A 22,133-nucleotide genomic window follows, 5' to 3' on the forward strand; every position below is an offset into this window, starting at 1 on the left:
GCCGGCATGGCAGAGAGGGCAACCGATGGCGGACACCGCGGTGATCGTGGTCGACATGCAGCGCGGGCTGGTGCAGCGGGCGCGGCCCGCGTACCGGCTCGACGACGTCGTGTCGGGTATCAACCGGCTGACGGCGGCGGCGCGTGCGGCGAACGCACCCGTGTGCTTCGTTCAGCACGACGGCGACGCGGACGACGACATCGTGCCCGGCACGCGCGGCTGGGACCTGCACGACGGGCTGATCGTCGACAACGACGACAGGCGCATCCGCAAGCGGGCGAGCGATGCGTTCCACGACACGCCGCTTGCCGCGCAACTCGACGGCCACGGCATCCGATCGGTACTGATCTGCGGCTATGCGACCGAATTCTGCGTCGACTCGGCCGCACGCCGCGCGGCACTGCTCGGCTACCGGACGATCGTCGTGTCCGATCTGCATACGACGAACGAGCGTGCGCATCTGTCGGCCGCGCAGATCGTCGCGCATCATCACTTCATCTGGGAAAACAACTCGCTGTCGGGCAACGCGGTGACGCCGCGTCCGCTCGCCGACGTGCTCGCCACGGAGTTCGCATGACAATCAAGGCGGTCGTGTTCGATTTCGGCGGCGTGCTGATCGACTGGAGCCCCGAGTACCTGTATCGGCAACTGATTCCGGACGAAGCCGAGCGGCGCTGGTTTCTGACGCACGTTTGCGCGATGGACTGGGTGGTCCGTCAGGACGGCGGCCAGACGATCGACGAAGGGACGAGCGAACTCGTCGCGAAGTTTCCCGAGCACGAGGCACTGATTCGCGCGTTCTACGCGCGCTGGCACGAGATGATCGGCGGGGTGCTCGACGACGGCGTCGCGCTCGTCGAGCGGCTCGACGGGCAGGGGATGCCGCTCTTCGGGCTGACGAACTGGTCCGCGCAGACCTTCCCGTATGCGTGGGATCACTTCCCGATCCTGCGGCGCTTCAAGGACATCGTCGTGTCGGGGCGCGTGAAGCTCGTGAAGCCCGATCCGGCGATCTATCACGCGATGCATGCACGGATCGCTCCGCATCTGCCGGGCATCGCGCCGCACGAACTCGTGTTCATCGACGACAACGCGAAGAACGCCGCGGCCGCGACGGCGCTCGGCTGGCACGGCATTCATCACACGAGCGCGGCGACGACCGAGGCGCGCTTGCGCGAACTGGGCGCGCTCGCATAGGCGGCGGCTGAAGGATTTTGCCGGATGAAAAAAGCGGGCCAGAAGCCCGCTTGTTGTTGCACCGATCCGGAAGCGGCCGCTTTCGGCATCCGGCTTCGCGTTACCGCGGCGCCGGATGCGCGGGCCGCGCCGTTCAGCGGCTGATCGGCTTGTAGCGCAGACGCTTCGGCTTCGCGGCTTCCTCGCCGAGGCGCGCACGCTTGTCGGCTTCGTATTCCTGGTAGTTGCCGTCGAAGAACGTGACCTGCGAATCGCCTTCGAACGCGAGGATGTGCGTCGCGATCCGGTCGAGGAACCAGCGATCGTGCGAGATCACCATCACCGAGCCCGCGAATTCGAGCAGCGCATCTTCCAGCGCACGCAGCGTTTCGACGTCGAGATCGTTCGACGGTTCGTCGAGCAGCAGCACGTTGCCGCCGGAGATCAGCGTCTTCGCCAGATGCAGACGGCCGCGTTCGCCGCCGGACAGGTTCCCGACGATCTTCTGCTGGTCGCCGCCCTTGAAGTTGAAGCGGCCGATGTACGCACGCGACGGCGTTTCGTACTTGCCGACCGTCAGCACGTCGGCGCCGCCCGAGATTTCTTCGAACACCGTCTTCGAGCCGTCGAGGGCGTCGCGGCTCTGGTCGACGTACGCGAGCTTCACGGTCGGGCCCATCACGACTTCGCCCGAATCCGGCTGTTCCTTACCGGTCAGCATCCGGAACAGCGTCGACTTGCCGGCGCCGTTCGGGCCGATGATGCCGACGATCGCGCCGGCCGGAATCTTCAGGTTCAGGTTGTCGATCAGCAGACGGTCGCCGAACGCCTTGCTGACGTTCTTGAACTCGATCACTTCATTGCCGAGGCGGTCGCCGACCGGAATGAAGATTTCCTGCGTTTCGTTGCGCTTCTGGTATTCCTGGCTGCTCAGCTCCTCGAAGCGGGCGATACGCGCCTTCGACTTCGCCTGGCGGCCCTTCGGGTTCTGGCGCACCCACTCCAGCTCCTTCTTGATCGCCTTCTGGCGTGCCGATTCCGACGCTTCTTCCTGCTTCAGGCGCTCTTCCTTCTGGTCGAGCCAGCTGCTGTAGTTGCCCTTCCACGGAATGCCGTGGCCGCGGTCGAGTTCGAGAATCCACTCGGCTGCGTTGTCGAGGAAGTAGCGATCGTGGGTGACGGCGACGACGGTGCCCGGGAAGCGCACCAGGAACTGCTCGAGCCAGTCGACGGATTCGGCGTCGAGGTGGTTGGTCGGCTCGTCGAGCAGCAGCATGTCAGGCTTCTCGAGCAGCAGCTTGCACAGCGCGACGCGGCGCTTTTCGCCGCCCGACAGATGCTCGATCTTCGCGTCCCACGCCGGCAGGCGCAGTGCGTCGGCCGCCACTTCGAGCTGCTGCTCGGGGCTGCCGCCGTCGCTCGACGCGAGGATCGCTTCGTATTTCGCCTGCTCGGCCGCGAGCGCGTCGAAATCGGCGTCCGGTTCCGCATACGCGGCGTAGATCTCTTCGAGCTTCTTGTTGGCCTGGAACAGGTCGCCGAGGCCTTCCTCGACGGCTTCGCGCACCGTCTTCGTCGGATCGAGCTGCGGCTCCTGCGGCAGGTAGCCGATGTTCAGGTTCGGCATCGGCGTTGCTTCGCCTTCGATGTCCTTGTCGACGCCCGCCATGATGCGGATCAGCGTCGACTTGCCCGAGCCGTTCAGGCCGAGCACGCCGATCTTCGCGCCGGGAAAGAACGACAGCGAGATGTCCTTCAGGATCTGGCGCTTGGGCGGCACGATCTTGCCGACCCGGTTCATCGTGAAAACGTATTGGGCCATTTGGATGTGAAAGTCAGAAATGGTTGAGACTGCCGCGCAGCGCGCGCGGGCGTGGCGGTATCGGGTGATTCGGTACGGAGCGTGCCGCGCAGGGCGCGGCGGTGTCGCCGCGTGCGGCGACGCGAGCGCGTATTGTACTTCGCCGCCGGCTGCCGCTGACACCGCACTGGCCATTCGGCCGACCCGCGTTCACAGCCACGCGGCGACGCCGCCGTGCCCCGAGCAGGTGCCGCGCCGATGGCGGCTGAAGCTGTACGCGCCGTCGCGGCAGCGCGCGCTTGCACCGTCGGGCACGCGCCCCGACTTCGAATGGGCCGGCGCATGCACGGTGTCACCGTCGCGATTGCGGTACGTGTCGTGCCGGTCGAGGTCGGCTTCGTTGCCGTAGCCGGGCGATGCGCGATACGCGTGTGCCGGAGTCGGCAGCGCGGCGCATGCGACGAACAGCGCGGCCGACAGGGTCGCGATGTGCGTCGCGCGGCGCAGCAGGGCAGGCAGGGTCTCTCTCCGCATGTTCTTGTCGATTGCGGGCCGGCGGCCCGCGCCGCATGTTAGCCGATCGGCAGCCTGTCGTTGCCGCCGCCGTGCGGTGCAGCGCCGCTACGCCGCGCCCGTCATCGATGCGGCGCCGTCGGCCCGCGCGGCGTCGAGAATCCACCGGCGGAACGCGGCGACCTTCGTGCGTTCCGCGTGGTGCGGCGGATAGACGAGGTAGTAAGCGAAATCGTCGAGCCATGCGATATCGGCAAGCTGCACGAGCCGGCCGCTCGCGAGCGCGTTGCGCACCATCGCCGCCGGCAGCAGCCCGGCGCCCTGGCCGGCGAGGATCGCCTGCAGCAACAGGCCCGAATCGTCGAACGCGGGGCCGCGCGGCGGACCGAAATCGTCGATCCGCTGCGCGTCGAACCAGATGTGCCAGCCCTTGCGCTCGGCGTCGTGCAGGTGCGGCCAGCCGGCCAGGTCGGCGGGCGTCGCCGGCATGCCCAGCCGCGCGACGAGTTCGGGCGCCGCGAGCGCGACGATCTCCACCGTCAGCAGACGTTCGCTGCACAGCCCGAGGTAGCGGCCGAGGCCGTGGCGAATCGCGACGTCCACGCCGTCGCGCGAGAAATCCGCGAGTGCATGGCTCGTGACGATCTGCAGATCGACATCCGGGCATGCGTCGCGGAACTGCGCGAGGCGCGGCACGAGCCACGCGGACGCGAAAAACGGCGTGACGCTCACCGTCAGCACGCCGCTGTCGGCGGCGCCCGATACGCGCTGCGAGGCGTCGGCGATCTGCCGGAACGCGTTGCGCACGGGCGGCAGGTAGTCGCGGCCCGCGGCCGTCAGCAGGATGCCGCGGTTCACGCGCTCGAACAGCTCCACGCCGAGATGCGTCTCGAGCGTGCGGATCAACTGGCTCACCGCGCCGGGCGTGACCGACAACTCCTCGGCCGCGGATTTCACCGACAGATGGCGGGCGGCCGCTTCGAATGCACGCAGCGCATTCAGCGGCGGCAAGCGGGAACGTTTCATTAAGTTTTTCTAAACCGAAAGACCGACGAAATATCGTTTGAGACGACGAGTGGGCGCGAGTACCGTTGCTACTGAAGATCGTATTGCCATGGCAAGGTTTCGCACAGCCGATGCGATCAACATAGTTCAACTATATCCACGACGCAAATGGACGCCGCCCGGCGGCTGGTGCGTCACAGACAGGAGCAACGTCATGAACCGCCCGCGCGCATCGCGCGTCTTCTACGGCTGGTATGTGGTGGCGGCCGCGTTCGCCGTCACGTTCGTCGGATTTGGCTGCGCGTACTCGTTCAGTGCGTTCGTCGAGTCGCTGCAGCGGGATTTCGCCGCGTCGCGCGGGCAGATCTCGCTCGTGTTTTCGCTGGCGGGCTTCCTGTATTTCGGTTTCGGCATCGTCAGCGGCCCGCTCGCCGATCGCTTCGGCTCGCGGCGGCTCGCCGTCGTCGGGATGTTGCTGACGGCTGCAGGCCTTGCGGCCGCCGGTGCCGCGCATACGCTGCTGCAGGTCTATGTCGCGTACGGGCTGGGTGTCGGCCTCGGCGTCGGCTGCGCGTACGTGCCGGCCGTCGGCGCGGTGCAACGCTGGTTCGTGCGCCGGCGTGGCTTCGCGTCGGGGCTCGCGGTCGCAGGGATCGGCGTCGGTACGCTCGTGATGCCTCCGCTCGCGTCCGCGCTGATTGCGCACGTCGGCTGGCGTGGCGCGTACGTCGCGCTGGCCGTGATCGCCGTCGTGGTGGGCGCGGGCATGTCGCTGTTGATCGAGAACGATCCGCGCGGGCGCGGTTTGTCGCCCGATGGCGATGCGGCGCATGCGCCGGCGGGCGAAGATCGGCGCGATGCCGCCGCAGCGGTGCTCGCCGGCGCGACGGTGCGCGAGGCCATCACGTCGCGGCCGTTCGCGAGCCTCTACGCGGCATGCCTCGTCTGCTCGTTCGGCGTTTTCGTGCCGTTCGTGCACCTCGTGCCGTACGCGCTCGATCACGGCGTCGCGCCGTCCACGGCGGTACTGCTGCTGGGTGCGATCGGCGTCGGCAGCACTGCAGGGCGCTTTTTCCTCGGCGGCCTCGCCGATCGCTTCGGTCGCCGCGCGTCGCTGCTCGCGATGTTCGCCGGCATGGCCGTCGCGCTCGTCGCATGGGCGGGCGCCGGCACCGTCGCGACGCTTGCCGCGTTCGCCCTCGTGTTCGGCGTGTTCTACGGCGGCTGGGTTGCCGTGCTGCCCGCCGTCGTGATGGACTACTTCGGCGGGCGCAACGTCAGCGCGATCATCGGCATCCTCTATACGAGCGTCGCGTTCGGCACGCTGATCGGGCCGGCCGCGGCCGGTTTCATCTACGACGCAGGCGGCGGCTACCTCGTGCCGATTCTTGCGAGCGCCGCCGCGAATGCGATTGCGTTCGCGATCGTTGCCACCACCGGGCGCGCATCGATGGCCGCGCGCGCGGCCGGTCGCTAGACGAATCAGGCGCGGCCGTCGGCTAGGCGCTGCCGACGATTTCCGCTACGGTGGCCGGGGCGTCGACCATCGACGCACGGAGGCGCATCGTGACATTCGACGAAGTCCGGCGGATCGCGCTGGCGTGGCGGGGTGTCGAGGAAGGCACGTCGTACGGCACGCCCGCACTCAGGGTGAAGGGCAAGATGCTTGCACGCCTGCGCGAGGACGGCGACACGCTCGTCGTGAAGGGTGTCGGCTCCGATGAGCGTGCGTGGCTGATCGAATCGGAGCCCGACGTGTATTACGTGACTGATCACTACGCGGGTTGGCCGATCGTGCTGGTGCGTCTGTCGGCGGCGCATCCCGACGCCGTGAAAAACCTGCTCCTGCGAGAATGGCGTGCAATCGTGCCGGCCAAATGGCAGGACGAAGGGGCGGGCGGCGCGAACTGAGTACGTGGTGCAGCGCGCTGCGGGACACGCGAACGTCACGGGTGCTGCGCGATCGCGACGATGCCGGCCGACGGTAATCGGTCGCTCCAGCGGCCCGCAATCAGGGGCCCGGCTGGACCAAGCGTTGCATCGTTTCGCATCGATGCAACAAGTGGTTCCATCGAAATTCTTCAATTGGTTCTTAGTGAAGAACCGTTTGATGCTTACACTCCTTCGCTTCGAAGGCGGCTGACCGACACAGCCGACGGAAAGGGCGCACGCGATGCGCCGGCGCCCCGTGCGCCGCATCGTACTTGCAGCTTCGCAGACTGCGTCGCGCACCCACCGGAACAGGCTTGATCCGGCTCCATGCCCGTATGCCGCGCACGCGCGGCGGGCAGCCGGATTCGACAACGATAACTCCCCACGCCGCCTTCAGCGACTACCGGTCGTACCGGAACCGTTTTTTGGAGAGAGACACATGAGTGGAAGCAAGACAGGCCTCGGCACCGGTCTGAAGCAGCGTCACGTGACGATGATGTCGATTGCCGGCGTCATCGGCGCGGGCTTGTTCGTCGGCTCCGGCCACGCGATCGCGGAAGCCGGCCCGGCTTCGATCCTCGCGTATGCGATCGCGGGCGTACTGGTCGTGCTGGTGATGCGCATGCTCGGCGAGATGGCCGTCGCGCATCCGGACAGCGGTTCGTTCTCCACCTATGCCGATCGCGCGATCGGCCACTGGGCCGGCTTTTCGATCGGCTGGCTGTACTGGTGGTTCTGGGTGCTCGTGATCCCGATCGAGGCGACGGCCGCCGCCACCATTCTCAACGCGTGGTTCCCGAGCATCGCGACCTGGCTCTTCGCGCTCGGCATCACGCTGCTGCTGACGATCACCAACCTCTTCTCGGTGAAGAACTACGGCGAATTCGAATTCTGGTTCGCGCTGATCAAGGTCGTCGCGATCGTCGTGTTCCTGTGCATCGGCGGGGCGGCGATCGTCGGCATCGTGCCGGCACCGGCCGTGTCGGGCGTGTCGAACCTCTTTGCGCACCACGGCTTCATGCCGAACGGCGCGAGCGCCGTGCTCGCGGCGATGCTGACGACGATGTTCTCGTTCCTCGGCACCGAGATCGTGACGATCGCGGCCGCCGAATCGGACAACCCGCAACGTCAGATCGTGCGCGCGACGAATTCGGTCATCTGGCGTATCACGCTGTTCTATCTCGGCTCGATTCTCGTCGTCGCGGCCATCGTGCCGTGGAACGATCCGCTGCTGCCGCAGCACGGCTCGTACCAGCGCGCGATGGAGCTGATCGGCATTCCGAACGCGAAGGCGATCATCGACGTGATCGTGCTCGTGTCGGTCGCGAGCTGCCTGAATTCGGCGCTGTACACCGCGTCGCGGATGCTGTTCTCGCTGTCCAAGCGCAAGGACGCGCCCGCCTTCCTGCATCGCACCGATGCGACCGGCACGCCGCGTGCGGCCGTGCTGGCATCGACCGCGTTCGGTTTCCTGACCGTGATCGCGAACTACCTGATGCCGGAGCAGGTGTTCGGCTTCCTGCTGGCGACGTCGGGTGCGATCGCGCTGCTCGTGTATCTCGTGATCGCGATCTCGCAGCTGCGGATGCGCAAGACGCTCGAATCGAGCGGCGCCGACCTGACGCTGCGGATGTGGCTGTTCCCGTGGCTCACGTGGGCGGTAATCCTGTTCATCTGCGGCACGCTGACCGTGATGTTCGTCAGCGAGGAGCACCGAATGGAAGTGGGGGCGACGGCCGTGCTCGCGCTGCTCGTGCTGTTTGCTTCGTGGCTGAACAAGCGTGGTCGTGATGCGCAAGCGGGCGCGGGGCGGCGAGTGTCGGCGATGTGATGGGGACGTGATGGAGTGGCGGCTGTGCTGAGCGTTTGCTGCCGGCTGGCGGGGGGATTCCCGTCTTGAAAATGGCCCGATCGGTATGTGCCGATCGGGCCATTTGTCTTTTACGAGTAAGCAGATGCGCTTGCCCTTGGCGATGCAGGCCGTTTCGCAACATGGCGCGTCATCGACATCTGGACTCACAAAATTCGAACTCGTCTGATTTCATAGGCAACGGCAACTTCATACATTGTTCGCTTCGACAACCGAAGTGAATGATGAAGTCGACTCGCGATTAGCGGTCGTGCCGGGAGGGTGACAGATGGCGAATGAGAGCATGCGATTGAGTGAAGCGGGCTGGGCCGAGCTGCGTCGGCGGGAAAGCGCGGTGATGGCCTACTACAACGATCAGGCAAACAACTGCACTTATGGTGTCGGGACGCTTGCTCATACCGGGCCGTGCACCCCGGAAGAATTGCGCAGGCCGGTTACGACGACGCAGGTGAATGCGCAACTCGCAGCCCGTGTCAGACGGGCGGAGGCCGCCGTGCGACGACATGTCTCAACTCGGCAATTGACGCAGGTGCAATTCGATGAACTCGTCAGCTATACATACAATGCCGGTAATACAGGCGCGCTGGCCGCGCTGCATTCGGCGAATCAGAGCGATGATGCTGGCGTGGTGTCACACATGATTCAGCTCGTCTGGATTCATCCGCGAGACGAGAACGGGCGTCGCCTGGCACCGGTCCGTTCGAACGGTCTTGTCAATCGGCGTCGGCTCGAATCGGCGCCGTTTCAGCCACAACAGAGGGCACAGTGAGACGGGCCATGATCGGTTTGTTCGTGCTGGTGTCGATGAATGCATGTGCCGGTCCGACGCCAGCCGACGAGATAGCAGCACGCAGTGGTTTGCCGGCAAGCGAGGTCAATGCGTTGCTCAGCGACTGCTATTCGAATCAGACGAGCATGAATTTCTGCGCTTGGCGCGATCAACTTGTCGCCGAGCGGGAATTGCAGCGCGTCGTCGATAAACAGGCGGGCGAGCAGCCGCGGCGCAAGAAGGCGCTCGACGCGCAGATCGCGAAGTGGAAGAGGGCGCGCGACGCATCATGCGAAAAATCGACGCGTAACGCATGGGGTGACGGGTCGATGCGTCCTGCGGCACGGGCGATCTGTGCAACGGAGGCGACGAAGGAAATGACGAAAAGATTGTCCGCGGGCGCGTCCCGCGAACCTTCATGAACCAATCCGGAATGGAAAAACTACTCGGATTTCAGCGTGCCGAAGAAGCTCTCCATGGCGGTGTTATCCGGGCAATTCCCCGTGCGCGACATGTTTTGCGTGAGCACGCGTTGCTGCAGTAGTGTTCGTACTTCTTCTTCAGACCCGCCGGACCGTGTACCCGATAGGCCACCACGACTTGCGGATCGTCGCCTCGTCGACGCCATGGCGCTTCGCCATGTCAGGGACCCGGTTTGACCGGACTCGTACTCCTCTGGCTACCTTGAACTGCTCCGTGTACTTGCTCATGGAAAACACCCCAAAGGTTGGATCGATATCCAACCTTTGGGGTGCGGTTCAGTTATGTCGGTCAGGCTTTTTTAGCGGATGCGATTGCCGGGAGATGTGCAAACGTCAACGCGAGAGACACGGACCGGGCGCAATTGGCGCGCAATATTCGAACTCGTCTGATTTCATAGGCAACGATTTGCTCCTACATTGATTACTCCGGCTACCGAGGTGAGTCGATGGATAAATCGATTTGGATTCCTTTGTTGATGCTCTGCATTAACAGGAAGTGCCTTTCGTTAGATTGGGCGATCGATACTCCGATGCGTTCATCGACTGTGTTGAAGTCAAAATGATGAGTCAGTGCTCGACAATTCGCGTCTGCATCGACTTCTTTGCCCACGACGGATACCAATTGAGCGGAACGTATTTCCCGGCAGTTGACGGTAATCGTTCCCCCGTACTCATCTGTCCCGCCACCGGGATTCGACAATCTTTTTATTTCCCGTTCGCGGATTGGCTACGTCACGACGGCTATTCGACGTTCGTATTCGACTATCGAGGAATCGGTGAGTCGCTCGATACGCGTCATGTTCGACAGTCATGCGCGCGGAAACAGGACTGGGGGGAGCGCGATATGCCTGCGGCGCTTGATTGGCTCCTCGGAAAAACCGGCGCGAGCGACGCACATTTGATCGGGCATAGCGCAGGTGCGCAACTAGTTGGCTTAATGCCGAATCATGCATCGGTTCGTTCTTTGTGCGCTGTCTCCGCATCGTCCGGATATATCGGCAACATCCGTTGGCCACAGCGTTTCGCGGCATTGGTGCTTGCGAATGCGTATGTGCCGATTTCCGCGCGATTGCTCGGCTACGTTCCGGCCCGGGTGCTTGGCTGGGGCGATGACTTGCCGCCATACGTGGGACTTCAATGGGCCCGGTGGTGTCGTCGACCAGGATATGTGGCAAACGAATTCGGAGCAGGAGTGATGCGTCACTACTACGACGAGTTTGCCGCGCCCGTCACCGTTGTGGTCGCAGCTGACGACCCGCTCGCCACGCCGGCCAATGTCGAAGACTGGCTGCGCCTGTTGCCGAAAACAGAGCGTCGCGTCCACGTGATCCATCCAGAAAACTCCGATGGTCGAGCAGTCGGACACGTCGGCATGTTCCGCCGCGAGCATTCGTCGTTGTGGCCGGAACTCACCAGAGGATTGCTGCGCTGACAGTACGTGTGGCTCGCATCCTTGCATCAGGAGACCACGATGGATGATTCAATCGACATGAAGGCACGTTTCAAGGCGGTCAGAAACGAGGCGAAGGAGACGCGCGCTTCGCTTTACCACCTCACGAATCAATGCAACCTGCGCTGCAAGGGCTGCTGGTTCTTCGAGAACGAGTTCGATACGGCGTCGCGTGAACTGAACGATGCACTTCGTCTCGAGCAGCGTGTGAGGGAAGAGGCGGAGCGTGGGATCAACGCGCCGTTATTGATTGGTGGCGAGCCTGCATTGCATCTCGATCGGATACGGATGTTTCGGAAATACATGCCGAAAGTGTCCGTATCGACGAATGGCCTTCGAAAAATCCCGTATGAAGGCTTCGAAGACATCACCATCGCTATTTCTGTATTTGGTGGTGGGCCGCTCGACGACGAGTTACGCGCGATCGGTCCGAACGGCAAGCGGTTCACGGGCTTATTTGACAAGGCGCTGGCAAACTACCGGGACGACGAGCGGGCGGGTTTCGTCTACGCAGTGACGATGGACGGTCTTGCGTATATCGAGGAAACGGTACGCAAGATTCGGGATAACGGAAATCGGCTGCTGTTCAATTACTACAGCCCATACGACGTCGACGGCCCGCTTCGCCAACATGGCGAGGAGCGGCTGTTGAACGTATTGCTCGATTTGAAGCAGAGATACCCTGAAACCATCGCAAGCCATCCCTATTATCTGGCCGCTCTGATGCGCGGGACGACCTCTTGGGGAGTATTCGATGGCGCGAGTTGCCCGAGCGTAAGTGAGGATCATCCGCGGAACGCGGATCGGCTCGCTTCTGGTTGGCCAGTACTGCCCAAGTTCAACGCGTATCGCGCCGACTTTGTTTCGCTGGCGCGCTGTTGTACATCAGGGGAGTGTGCGAAATGCCGTGACAGCCAGGCGGTGATTTCTTGGTTGCTGGTCAACGCCAGGCATGTGCTGCAGGAGGACGACGGGCTCCGGACATGGACGGAGGTTGCGGAGACCTATTTCAGTCAGTTTGTCTGGTCGAAATACCATCCGCGCAATCGTACCGAGGGCGTATCGATTTACGCAATGGAATGAATTTGGTATCGAACAGATGGCAGTCCACAAGCGCAACTTGATCGCATTCGAGCTTGCGGAATCTGCTGTAGCGAGACGGACACGCTAAAGCCCCGGAGGCGAATGCCGTTCAGTCAAGGTTTTTCCAAAGATATCGAACGGCATAATGAACTGGACAGGATTTGCCGGGCCGATCGCATTGGCGCTTGGACCGTTTGACGTCGATGAGCAGTTTGAGATGCTCAAGAAGCCGGTTGAGAGCGGCGGGAATCATTGGCTGCGTAGCGAGCAGCCACGGCGCAAGAAGGCGCTCGATGCGCAGCTCGCGAATTGGAAAAAAGCGCGTGATGCATCATACGAAAAATCGACGCGTAACGCATGGGATGACGGGTCAATGCGTCCTGCAGCACAGGCGATCTGTGCAACGGAGGCGACGAAGGAAATGACGAAAAGATTGTCCGCGGGCACCTCCCGCAAACCTTCATGAACCAGTGCGGAATGAAAAAAGGCCCGCTACTTCAGCGGGCCTTTCCGGATTGCCGCGACACTGCGAGAAGCAGTGTCTGTCGATGCATCAGACGTTGAACAGGAAGTTCATCACATCCCCGTCGTGCACGATGTATTCCTTCCCTTCGGCGCGCATCTTGCCGGCTTCCTTTGCACCCTGTTCGCCCTTGTACGTGACGAAGTCGTCGAACGCGATCGTCTGCGCGCGAATGAAGCCGCGCTCGAAGTCGGTGTGGATCACGCCTGCGGCTTGCGGTGCGGTGTCGCCGATGTGGATCGTCCATGCGCGCACTTCCTTCACGCCGGCGGTGAAGTAGGTCTGCAGGCCGAGCAGCTTGAAGCCCGCACGGATCACGCGGTCGAGGCCCGGCTCTTCCATGCCCATGTCGGCGAGGAATGCCTCCTTGTCCGCATCGTCGAGATCGGCGATTTCCGCCTCGATGGCCGCGCATACCGCGACGACCGGCGCATTCTCGCTTTCCGCGTACTTGCGCACCACGTCGAGGTGGGGGTTGTTCTCGAAGCCGTCATCCTTCACGTTCGCGACGTACATCGCCGGCTTCGCGGTGATCAGGCAGAACGGCTTGAGCAGCGCCTGCTCGTCGTCCGACAGATCGAGGCCGCGAACGGCCTTACCCTGGTCGAGGTGCGCGCGCACCCTCTCGAGCACCGCGGCGAGCTTCACCGCTTCCTTGTCGTTGCCCGACTTCGCAGCCTTCGAGTAGCGCGTGAGCGCCTTCTCGACGGTGCCGAGGTCGGCGAGCGCGAGTTCGGTGTTGATCACTTCGATGTCGTCGATCGGGCTGACCTTGCCGGCGACGTGGATGACGTTGTCGTCCTCGAAGCAGCGCACGACGTGCGTGATCGCATCGGTTTCACGGATGTTCGCGAGGAACTGGTTGCCAAGGCCCTCACCCTTGCTCGCGCCCGCGACGAGGCCCGCGATGTCGACGAATTCGACGACGGCCGGCAGGACACGCTCGGGCTTCACGATTTCGGACAGCGCCTTCAGGCGCGTGTCGGGCACCTCGACGATGCCGACGTTCGGCTCGATCGTGCAGAACGGGTAGTTCTCGGCAGCGATGCCGGCCTTGGTCAGCGCATTGAACAGGGTGGACTTGCCGACGTTGGGCAAGCCGACGATGCCGCATTTGAGGCTCATGGAATCCTTCGAACGGATGAGGCGGCGCGGCCGGACAAGGCACGGCGGCGCGGGAAAATAGGGACGGCCGGCGCTTGGGGCGCGGCGGGCCGACGTTCAGAAGCGCTATTGTACCGTGCCGGCGCACCGGTTTCCGGGCTCGATCCGAACGGCCGATGCGACGGGCCGCCGCGTGGCCGGCCGCGCCCGCGATTCTGCTGATTTCCCGCAAAGTCCGGCCGCGTAAGGGATTGGCCCCGCAGCTATAATGCCCGCCATGACTGCCCACCCTATCTTCGACGTCGCCGTGGTCGGCGGCGGGCTCGTCGGCAAGACGGCCGCGCTCGCGTTGACCCAGTCCGGCTACAAGACCGCGTTGCTGGCACAGCCGGCCGCGCCGCGCCCCGCCGATCTCGCGTTCGACACGCGCATCTACGCCCTGTCATCCAGCTCGCAGGCATTGCTGGAACGGCTGCGGGTCTGGCAGGCGCTGGACCACGGCCGGTTCGCGCCGGTGTACGACATGCGCGTGTACGGCGATGCGCATGCGGAACTGCATTTCTCCGCGTATCAGGCGTCCGTGCCGCAACTCGCGTGGATCGCCGAATCATCGCTGATCGAGACGTCGCTCGACGCCGCGCTGCGGTTCCAGCCGAACCTCACGTGGTTCGATGCGCGTGCGCAGGGCTTCGACGTGCGCGACGACTCGGCCATGCTCACGCTGTCGTCGGGGCACGTGCTCGAAGCGGACCTCGTGGTCGGCGCGGACGGTGCGCATTCGTGGGTGCGTTCCCAAATGGGGGCCAGGATCGAGCGGCGCGATTATCGGCAGACGGGCATCGTCGCGAACTTCAAGGCATCGCTGCCGCACCGCGAGACGGCCTACCAGTGGTTTCATGAAGGCGAGATCATCGCGTTGCTGCCGCTGCCGGACGGCCATGTATCGCTCGTGTGGTCCGCGCACACCGCACACGCGGATGAACTGCTCGCGCTCGATCCCGCGCAACTCGCCGCCGAAGTCGAGCGCGTGTCGCACGGCCAGGTCGGCACGCTCGAATGCGTGACGCCGGCCGCCGGCTTCCCGCTCGCGCTGCAGACCGTCGACAAGCTGATCGCCCCGCGCGTCGCGCTCGTCGGCGATGCCGCGCACCTGATCCACCCGCTCGCCGGGCAAGGGATGAACCTGGGGCTGCGCGACGTCGCGGCGCTCGCCGACGCGATCGCGAACAAGGAAAGCTTTCGCAACCTCGGCGATACCGTGCTGCTGCGCCGTTACGAGCGTTCGCGCCGCGAGGACATCCGCGCGCTGATGGTCGCGACCGACGGGCTGCAGCGGCTGTTCGCGGTGCCGGGTTCGTTCGCGAAGGCGGTGCGCAACGCCGGCATGGCGTTCGTCGGCGCGCAACCGCTCGTGAAGCGCTGGCTCGTGTCGGCCGCGCTCGGTTGAGCGAACCTTCGCGCACGTTGCCGGTCGGACAGGGTTCCGTTACGGCGTACACTGTGCCGTGCACTCCGATTGAGCTGAAGGAACAACTGGATGAAAAAAACGATCCGCATCGCGTCGCTGGCGCTGGCCGTCACGATGGCGACGCTTGGCTGCACCGCGCAGGCCGACCAAACCACCGACAAGCTGAAAGCGACGCTGCAAGCGCGTCTGGGCAGCGACGCGCCGATCAAGAGCGTGTCGAAATCGCCGGTCGCGGGGCTGTATGAAGTGAACCTCGGCTCGCAAATCATCTATAGCGACGCAGCCGGCGACTACGTGCTGCTCGGCGATCTCGTCGACACCAAGACGCACAAGAACCTGACCGATGCGCGCCTGTCCGATCTCAACAAGATCGACTTCACGAGCCTGCCGTTCGCGAACGCGATCAAGGTCGTCAAGGGCAACGGCGCGCGCAAGATCGCGGTGTTCTCCGATCCGAACTGCCCGTACTGCAAGCGGCTCGAGACGACGCTGCAGTCGATCGACAACGTGACCGTCTACACGTTCCTGTATCCGGTGCTGTCGCCGGATTCGACCGTGAAGTCGAAGGCGATCTGGTGTGCGACCGATCGCGCGAAAACCTGGCAGAGCTGGATGCTCGACCATCGCACGCCGTCCGGTGCCGGCACCTGCGATACCAGCGCGCTCGACAAGAACCTCGCGCTCGGCCGCGGGATGAACGTCACGGGCACACCGACGATTTTCCTGCCCGACGGCCGGCGCCTGCCGGGCGCGGTGTCGGCCGAGCAACTCAACCAGGCGCTCGCGTCGAGCAAGTAACCGACCGACAAGCCGGGCTGCATGACCCGGCCAGCGAGGGGCGCCCGCGGTACCTGCCGGCGCCTCTTTTCGTTTCCGCCGCCGTATTCCGTTCGATTTTCGACGATTGCCACGATGACCCAGCCGATCCGCTATTCGATTGTCCCGAAAGATCTTGCCGCGCACCTGTTCGAAGTGTCGGTGACGGTCGCCGATCCCGATCCCGAGGGCCAGCGCTTCTCGCTGCCGGTGTGGATTCCGGGCAGCTATCTCGTGCGCGAGTTCGCGCGCAACATCGTGACGCTCGCCGCGTTCAACGACGCGGGCCGCAAGGTGCGCATCGCGAAGACCGACAAGAACACGTGGCAGGCCGCGCCGGTGAACGGCGCGCTGACGCTGCGCTACGACGTGTACGCGTGGGATCTGTCGGTGCGCTCCGCCTATCTCGACGAATCGGGCGGCTTCTTCAACGCGACGGCCGTGTTCCTGAGTGTCGCCGGCCGCGAGGATGCGCCGTGCGAAGTCGACATCGCGAAGCCGGCCGGCCCGGCGTTCCGCACGTGGCGCGTCGGCACCTCGTTGCCCGAGGCGCGCGGCACCAAACGCTACGGTTTCGGCGCGTATCGCGCATCGAACTACGACGAACTCACCGACCATCCGGTGACGATCGGCGAATTCGCGCTGGCGACGTTCGATGCGCACGGCGTGCCGCACGACATCGTGATCGCCGGGCGCGTGACGCAACTCGACATGGAGCGGCTGCGCACCGACCTGAAGCGCGTGTGCGAAGCGCAGATCGCACTGTTCGAGCCGAAATCGAAGAAAGCGCCGATGGAGCGCTACGTGTTCATGACGCTCGCGGTCAGCGACGGTTACGGCGGCCTCGAGCATCGCGCATCGACCGCGCTGATCTGCAACCGCACCGATCTGCCGGTGAAGGGGCGGCCCGACACGACGGAAGGCTACCGCACGTATCTCGGCCTCTGCAGCCACGAGTACTTCCATACGTGGAACGTGAAGCGCATCAAGCCGGCCGCGTTCGTGCCGTATGACCTCGCACGGGAAAACTACACGTCGCTGCTGTGGCTGTTCGAGGGCTTCACGTCGTATTACGACGACCTGATGCTCGTGCGCAGCGGGCTGATGTCGCAGGACGAATATTTCGCGGCGCTCGGCCGCACGGTCGGCGGCGTGCTGCGCGGCACCGGGCGTCTGAAGCAGAGCGTCGCGGACAGCTCGTTCGACGCGTGGATCAAGTACTACCGCCAGGACGAAAACGCGACCAATGCGATCGTCAGCTACTACACGAAGGGTTCGCTGGTCGCGCTCGCGTTCGATCTCGCGATTCGCGCGCAGACCCGCAACCGCAAGTCGCTCGACGACGTGATGCGTCTGCTGTGGCAACGCTACGGCCGCGATTTCTATCGCGGCAGGCAGGCGGGCGTCGAGGAAAACGAAGTCGAGACGCTGATCGAGGAAGCGACGGGCGTCACGCTCGGCCGCCTGTTCGCCGACGCCGTGCACGGCACGCGCGACCTGCCGCTCGGCGAACTGCTCGCGCCGTTCGGCGTGACGCTCACGCCCGAACTCGCGCACGGTGCAGCCGCGAAGCCGACCATCGGCGCGCGCCTGCGCGGCGGCGCGGACTGCGCGCTGGCGGCCGTCTACGAAGGCGGTGCCGCGCATCGCGCCGGACTGTCGGCGGGCGATACGCTGATCGCGCTCGACGGGCTGCGGGTCACCGGCTCGAACCTCGACATGCTGCTTGCGCGCTACCGGCCAGGCGACAAGGTCGAGGTCCACGCATTCCGCCGCGACGAGCTGCGGACCGCGAAACTGAAACTGGACGGGCCGGAAGTCACGCGCTACCGGCTGACGGCGGCCGCGAAGCCGGCCGCCGCGCACAAGGCCCGGGAAGCCTGGCTGAAGGGCTGAACACGCAAGAGCGGGTTTGGGGCGCGATCATGGATTGTTCTGCTGCTGCAACAATCCGTCGCCCGTAACCCGCTTTTTCGCGACCATGCGGCCACGCACAATGGCGTCACTCGCGCTACCGAAGCGCAACCTAACTGGAGCCTGACATGACGACCATTCTGCAAATCAATTCCGCCGCACGCTCGCAAGGTGCGCAGTCCACGCTGCTGTCCAACGAACTGACGGCAAAGCTGCAACAATCGAACCCCGGTTCGAAGGTCGTGGTTCGCGACCTGCTGACTGACGCGCTGCCGCACCTCGACGAATCGGTGCTCGGCGCGTTCTTCACGCCAGCCGACCAGCGTAGCGCGGAACAGAATGCGATCGTCGCGAAGAGCGATGCGCTGATCGCCGAACTGCAAGCTGCCGACATCATCGTGATCGGCGCACCGATGTACAACTTCGGCGTGTCGTCGCAGCTGAAGACGTATTTCGACTGGATCGCACGTGCCGGCGTCACGTTCCGCTACACCGAGAACGGTCCGGAAGGCCTGATCAAGGGCAAGAAGGTTCATGTGGTGACGGCTCGCGGCGGCAAGTACCTGGGTACGCCGAACGACAGCCAGACGCCGTACCTGCGCTCGTTCCTCGGCTTCATCGGCCTGACCGACGTGAACTTCATCCACGCAGAAGGCCTGAACCTCGGGCCGGATGCGCAGAGCGCCGCGCTTGCCAGCGCACGCGAAGCCATCGCTGCAGCGTAAGGTCGATGCGGGTGCGTCGCACCCGTTGAGTCGCCCGGTTGAAAAAAAACGCCGCGCTCCGAAAGGGGCGCGGCGTTTTTGCGTGGTGCGGCGAAAGCCGGGGAAACCGTTACGCGAGCGTTTCGGCCACTTCCGGCAGGCGCCAGTCGATCGGCGGGCGGCCGGCTTTGACGAGATAGTCGTTCGCAAGCGCGAAGTGGCGGCATCCGAGGAAACCGCGGTGCGCGGACAGCGGTGACGGATGCGGCGCCTCGAGCACGCAATGCGCGCTCGCATCGAACAGCGCGCGTTTCGCCTGCGCATGCGCACCCCACAGCATGAACACGAGCCCGCGATGACGGCCGGCGAGTTCGCGGATCAGCGTGTCGGTGCATTGCTCCCAGCCGCGCTTCGCGTGGCTCGCGGCCGCGCCGCGCTCGACCGTCAGCACGGTGTTGAGCAGCAGCACACCTTGGCGCGCCCAGGTGTCGAGACAGCCGTGACGCGGCGTGTCGTGACCGAAATTCGCGGCGATTTCCTTGAAGATGTTGCGCAGTGACGGCGGCGTGCGAACCGCCGGCGGCACCGAGAACGCAAGGCCATGCGCTTGCGGCGTGCCGCGGTCGTCGCCGTGGTACGGGTCCTGGCCGAGGATCACGATCTTTACGTCGTCCGGGCTCGTCAGGCGCAGCGCGCGGAACACGTCGGTCGGGTAGACCGTCTTGCCGGCCGCGCGCTCGTCGTCGACGAAGCGGCACAGCGGCGCGTATGCGTCGCTGTCGGTGAAGGGTTTCAGCACGTCGCGCCAGACGGCCGGCAGCGCGTCGAATTGGGCGGCGAGGTGCGGGACGTCCGCGGCGGCCGGATGCGCAGCGGGAGCCGGGGCGGCTGCCGCGGATTTTTTCGCCGGCTTGCGCGCGGTTGACGGCGGTTCGGACGCCGGAGCGGGAACATCGTCGCGCGCCGTTTCCGGCACGGGATCGTCGAACAGCGACGCCTGCTGCGGCGTGCGGAGAGTCTTGCGGGTTGCCATGCGTGATGCGTGTTTATTGCGCGCGCAGCCGGTAGCCGCGCTGCGCCTTGCTGATGTTTTCGGGGGCGAGGCCCGGCAGCGCTTGCTGCAGTTCGGCGGCGAGCGTCGCGAGCGCCGCTTCCGGGCCGTCGATCAGTTCGAGTTCGATTTCACTGATCGGTTCGCGGCGCGTGTCGTTGCCCGCCTGGACGACGATCTCGCCGACGTCCACCGCGGCTTCGACGGTTGCGCCGGCGATTGCGATACGCCACAGCGTACGCGAAAAATCCGTCCGGAACAGCGCGTGCAGCGCGGTCGCCGCGTCGCGCAGCGCGATGGCGGCCTCCGGCACGTCGCACGCGGCGACGAGCGCGTCGATTTCGAGCGCGTCGCCGGCGACCGGCAGCTCCCATTCATGGCGACGATGCAGACCGGCTTGCGCGCTGCCGACGGTCTTGAACGTCTGCAGCCACCCGTGCGGCGTGCGGCGCACGCGCACCGCGCTCTTCGAACGGGCGAGCGCGAGATCGGGCGTGTCGTAGTAGACGTTCGCGAGTGCGATGACGTCGCCCGGTTCGCCGGTCAGCGTCTCGAAAAAGCGTCGTGCCGCGTCGGCCTGGCCGGCCGGCAGCGCGAGCTTGATTTCCCTTTCGATCGCCATCAGAAGAACATCCGTGCGAGCTCTTCGCCCGGCTGCTCGGCGCGCATGAACGCTTCGCCGACGAGGAACGCATTGACGTTCGCCGCGCGCATCGTGTCGACGTCGATGCGCGACAGGATGCCCGACTCGGTCACGACCATCCGGTCTGCCGGAATCATGTCGAGCATGTCGAGCGTGGTCTGGATCGTCGTCTCGAACGTGCGCAGGTTGCGGTTGTTGATGCCCAGCAGCGGCGTCTTCAGTGTCAGCGCCTGTTCCATTTCGTTGCGATCGTGTACTTCCACGAGCACCGCGAGGCCGAGCGAGTGCGCATACGCCTCGAGTTCCTGCATCAGCGGCGTGTCGAGCGCGGCCGCGATCAGCAGGATCGCGTCGGCGCCCATCGCGCGCGCTTCGAGGATCTGGTATGCATCGACGATGAAGTCCTTGCGCAGCACCGGCAGCGTGCAGGCCGCACGTGCTTCCTGCAGATAGCGGACGCTGCCCTGGAAGAACTGTTCGTCGGTCAGCACCGACAGGCACGCGGCGCCGTGGGCCGCATACGAGCGTGCGATGTCGGCCGGCACGAAATGCTCGCGCAGCACGCCTTTCGACGGGCTCGCCTTCTTGACTTCCGCGATCACCGCCGCGTTGCCGGCCGCGTTCTTCGCGCGCAGGGCGCCGACGAAGTCGCGCAGGTCGCGCGCGGAGGCTTCCAGTTTCAGTGCCTCGAGCGGCGTGCTGCGCATGGCCGCCGCGACTTCTTCGCGCTTGACGGCGATGATTCGGTCGAGAATGTCGCTCATGTGGATTCCTGCTTGATTCGTAAGGGGAGTCAGCGCTTGAACTGCTGTGTGAAGCGCACGAGTTCGTCGACCTTCGCGCGTGCCTTGCCGCTCGCGATCGCTTCGCGGGCGAGCTGGATGCCGTCCGCGATCGATTCCGCGATATTGGCCGCATAGAGCGCGGTGCCCGCGTTCAGCGTGACGATCTCGCGTGCGACGCCCGGCTGGTTGTCCAGCGCGCCGAGCAGCATCGTGCGCGATTCCTCGGCATTTTCGACCTTCAGCGTACGGTTCGACACCATCTGCAGGCCGAAATCCTCCGGATGGATCTCGTATTCGTGCACCTTGCCGTCGCGCAATTCGCCGACGAGCGTCGCGGCGCCGAGCGACACTTCATCCATCCCGTCCTTGCCGTACACGACGAGCACGTGCTGCGCGCCCAGACGCTGCATCACGCGCACCTGGATGCCGACGAGGTCGGCGTGGAACACGCCCATCAGCTGGTTCGGGGCGCCTGCCGGATTGGTCAGCGGGCCGAGGATGTTGAAGATCGTCCGCACGCCGAGCTCGCGGCGCACGGCCGCGATGTTCTTCATCGCCGGATGATGGTTCGGCGCGAACATGAAGCCCATGCCGGTTTCGGCGATCGACGCGGCCACCTGGTCGGGCTGCAGGTCGATGTTCACGCCGAGCGCTTCGAGCACGTCGGCGCTGCCGGACTTGCTCGACACGCCGCGGTTGCCGTGCTTCGCGACCTTCGCGCCGGCCGCCGCCGCGATGAACATCGACGCGGTCGAGATGTTGAACGTGTGCGCGCCGTCGCCGCCCGTGCCGACGATGTCGACGAAGTTCGAGTTGTCCTGCACTTCGACGTGATTCGCGAATTCGCGCATCACGGTCGCGGCGGCGGCGATCTCGCCGATCGTCTCCTTCTTCACGCGCAGCCCGGTGATGATCGCGGCCGCCATCACGGGCGACATGTCGCCGCGCATGATGAGCCGCATCAGGTGCAGCATCTCGTCGTGGAAGATTTCGCGGTGTTCGATCGTGCGTTGCAGCGCTTCCTGCGGGGTAATCGTCATCGTG

The 22,133-nt window shown here is 64.8% G+C and carries 22 protein-coding genes and 1 pseudogene; 14 read left to right on the forward strand and 9 right to left on the reverse strand.

Features of this window, described 5'->3' with window-relative positions; translation table 11 throughout:
* The first annotated feature begins 25 nt into the window (after positions 1 to 25).
* Both DCN14_RS16680 and DCN14_RS16685 read left to right on the forward strand, forming a co-directional pair.
* The gene (locus DCN14_RS16680; protein ID WP_096504395.1) at positions 26 to 577 is read left to right on the forward strand and encodes an isochorismatase family protein; all 552 of its coding nucleotides are present in this window, start codon (positions 26 to 28) and stop codon (positions 575 to 577) included.
* Positions 574 to 1,197: an HAD-IA family hydrolase gene (locus DCN14_RS16685; protein WP_096504397.1), complete on the forward strand. Its 624-nt coding sequence runs from the start codon at positions 574 to 576 to the stop codon at positions 1,195 to 1,197. The genes DCN14_RS16680 and DCN14_RS16685 overlap by 4 nt, the downstream gene beginning before the upstream one ends.
* A 133-nt stretch (positions 1,198 to 1,330) precedes the next feature.
* On the opposite strand, the gene ettA is transcribed toward DCN14_RS16685, so the two are convergent.
* From ettA to gcvA, 3 genes are all read right to left on the reverse strand, one after another.
* Entirely contained in the window at positions 1,331 to 2,998 is a 1,668-nt protein-coding gene (ettA, locus tag DCN14_RS16690; RefSeq protein WP_059236395.1) for an energy-dependent translational throttle protein EttA, read from the reverse strand.
* Positions 2,999 to 3,187: 189 nt separating this feature from the next.
* A complete protein-coding gene (locus tag DCN14_RS16695) occupies positions 3,188 to 3,496 on the reverse strand; it encodes a DUF3761 domain-containing protein (RefSeq protein ID WP_096504457.1) in 309 nt (102 codons plus the stop codon).
* A gap of 102 nt (positions 3,497 to 3,598) precedes the next feature.
* Complete coding sequence (gene gcvA, locus DCN14_RS16700) at positions 3,599 to 4,516, reverse strand: transcriptional regulator GcvA (RefSeq protein ID WP_096504399.1); 918 nt, start codon at positions 4,514 to 4,516, stop codon at positions 3,599 to 3,601.
* A 193-nt stretch (positions 4,517 to 4,709) separates the two neighbouring features.
* Between gcvA and DCN14_RS16705 the strand changes: the two genes are divergently transcribed.
* From DCN14_RS16705 to DCN14_RS16725, 5 genes are all read left to right on the forward strand, one after another.
* Positions 4,710 to 5,972, forward strand: a complete 1,263-nt coding sequence (locus DCN14_RS16705; RefSeq protein WP_096504401.1) for an MFS transporter — start codon at positions 4,710 to 4,712, stop codon at positions 5,970 to 5,972.
* Positions 5,973 to 6,061: 89 nt separating this feature from the next.
* Positions 6,062 to 6,406: an MmcQ/YjbR family DNA-binding protein gene (locus DCN14_RS16710; RefSeq protein WP_096504459.1), complete on the forward strand. Its 345-nt coding sequence runs from the start codon at positions 6,062 to 6,064 to the stop codon at positions 6,404 to 6,406.
* 460 nt (positions 6,407 to 6,866) lie between these two features.
* Positions 6,867 to 8,258: a GABA permease gene (gene gabP, locus DCN14_RS16715; RefSeq protein ID WP_096504403.1), complete on the forward strand. Its 1,392-nt coding sequence runs from the start codon at positions 6,867 to 6,869 to the stop codon at positions 8,256 to 8,258.
* A 307-nt stretch (positions 8,259 to 8,565) separates the two neighbouring features.
* The gene (locus DCN14_RS16720) at positions 8,566 to 9,066 is read left to right on the forward strand and encodes a glycoside hydrolase family protein (RefSeq protein WP_057924694.1); all 501 of its coding nucleotides are present in this window, start codon (positions 8,566 to 8,568) and stop codon (positions 9,064 to 9,066) included.
* Complete coding sequence (locus DCN14_RS16725; RefSeq protein WP_338138580.1) at positions 9,063 to 9,488, forward strand: lysozyme inhibitor LprI family protein; 426 nt, start codon at positions 9,063 to 9,065, stop codon at positions 9,486 to 9,488. The genes DCN14_RS16720 and DCN14_RS16725 overlap by 4 nt, the downstream gene beginning before the upstream one ends.
* 112 nt (positions 9,489 to 9,600) lie before the next feature.
* On the opposite strand, the pseudogene DCN14_RS38720 reads toward DCN14_RS16725, so the two are convergent.
* Positions 9,601 to 9,776: pseudogene (locus DCN14_RS38720) on the reverse strand (IS3 family transposase); the annotation flags it as partial.
* 331 nt (positions 9,777 to 10,107) lie between these two features.
* Here DCN14_RS38720 and DCN14_RS16735 point away from each other — a divergent pair.
* The 3 genes from DCN14_RS16735 (at position 10,108) to DCN14_RS16745 (ending at position 12,547) form a co-directional block, all read left to right on the forward strand.
* On the forward strand, positions 10,108 to 10,980 hold the full coding sequence (locus DCN14_RS16735; RefSeq protein ID WP_240327381.1) for an alpha/beta fold hydrolase: 873 nt from the start codon (positions 10,108 to 10,110) through the stop codon (positions 10,978 to 10,980).
* Between the two features lie 39 nt (positions 10,981 to 11,019).
* Positions 11,020 to 12,081: a radical SAM protein gene (locus DCN14_RS16740; protein WP_096504409.1), complete on the forward strand. Its 1,062-nt coding sequence runs from the start codon at positions 11,020 to 11,022 to the stop codon at positions 12,079 to 12,081.
* Between the two features lie 145 nt (positions 12,082 to 12,226).
* Positions 12,227 to 12,547 (forward strand): lysozyme inhibitor LprI family protein, encoded by a 321-nt coding sequence (locus tag DCN14_RS16745; protein ID WP_239007830.1) that lies wholly within the window; start codon positions 12,227 to 12,229, stop codon positions 12,545 to 12,547.
* Between the two features lie 87 nt (positions 12,548 to 12,634).
* Here the strand turns inward: DCN14_RS16745 and ychF are convergent, their stop codons facing one another.
* A complete protein-coding gene (gene ychF, locus DCN14_RS16750) occupies positions 12,635 to 13,729 on the reverse strand; it encodes a redox-regulated ATPase YchF (protein WP_096504411.1) in 1,095 nt (364 codons plus the stop codon).
* A gap of 247 nt (positions 13,730 to 13,976) precedes the next feature.
* On the opposite strand from ychF, the gene DCN14_RS16755 reads away from it, so the two are divergent.
* The 4 genes from DCN14_RS16755 (at position 13,977) to DCN14_RS16770 (ending at position 18,631) form a co-directional block, all read left to right on the forward strand.
* A complete protein-coding gene (locus DCN14_RS16755) occupies positions 13,977 to 15,155 on the forward strand; it encodes a UbiH/UbiF family hydroxylase (protein WP_096504413.1) in 1,179 nt (392 codons plus the stop codon).
* A 90-nt stretch (positions 15,156 to 15,245) separates the two neighbouring features.
* On the forward strand, positions 15,246 to 15,974 hold the full coding sequence (locus DCN14_RS16760) for a DsbC family protein (protein WP_096504415.1): 729 nt from the start codon (positions 15,246 to 15,248) through the stop codon (positions 15,972 to 15,974).
* A gap of 114 nt (positions 15,975 to 16,088) precedes the next feature.
* Positions 16,089 to 17,888: a PDZ domain-containing protein gene (locus DCN14_RS16765; protein WP_096504417.1), complete on the forward strand. Its 1,800-nt coding sequence runs from the start codon at positions 16,089 to 16,091 to the stop codon at positions 17,886 to 17,888.
* Between the two features lie 146 nt (positions 17,889 to 18,034).
* Positions 18,035 to 18,631 (forward strand): NAD(P)H-dependent oxidoreductase, encoded by a 597-nt coding sequence (locus tag DCN14_RS16770; RefSeq protein WP_096504419.1) that lies wholly within the window; start codon positions 18,035 to 18,037, stop codon positions 18,629 to 18,631.
* A gap of 109 nt (positions 18,632 to 18,740) precedes the next feature.
* Here DCN14_RS16770 and DCN14_RS16775 read toward each other — a convergent pair whose 3' ends face one another.
* The 4 genes from DCN14_RS16775 to trpD are packed head-to-tail and all read right to left on the reverse strand — an operon-like array spanning position 18,741 to position 22,129.
* On the reverse strand, positions 18,741 to 19,643 hold the full coding sequence (locus DCN14_RS16775) for a uracil-DNA glycosylase (RefSeq protein ID WP_096504421.1): 903 nt from the start codon (positions 19,641 to 19,643) through the stop codon (positions 18,741 to 18,743).
* 13 nt (positions 19,644 to 19,656) lie between these two features.
* Complete coding sequence (locus DCN14_RS16780) at positions 19,657 to 20,283, reverse strand: CYTH domain-containing protein (protein WP_096504423.1); 627 nt, start codon at positions 20,281 to 20,283, stop codon at positions 19,657 to 19,659.
* A complete protein-coding gene (trpC, locus tag DCN14_RS16785; protein ID WP_096504425.1) occupies positions 20,283 to 21,068 on the reverse strand; it encodes an indole-3-glycerol phosphate synthase TrpC in 786 nt (261 codons plus the stop codon). The genes DCN14_RS16780 and trpC overlap by 1 nt, the downstream gene beginning before the upstream one ends.
* Positions 21,069 to 21,097: 29 nt before the next feature.
* Positions 21,098 to 22,129, reverse strand: a complete 1,032-nt coding sequence (trpD, locus tag DCN14_RS16790) for an anthranilate phosphoribosyltransferase (protein WP_096504463.1) — start codon at positions 22,127 to 22,129, stop codon at positions 21,098 to 21,100.
* Positions 22,130 to 22,133: the final 4 nt, after the last annotated feature.

Source organism: Burkholderia sp. IDO3 (genome assembly GCF_003366075.1).
GTDB classification, from domain to species: domain Bacteria; phylum Pseudomonadota; class Gammaproteobacteria; order Burkholderiales; family Burkholderiaceae; genus Burkholderia; species Burkholderia anthina.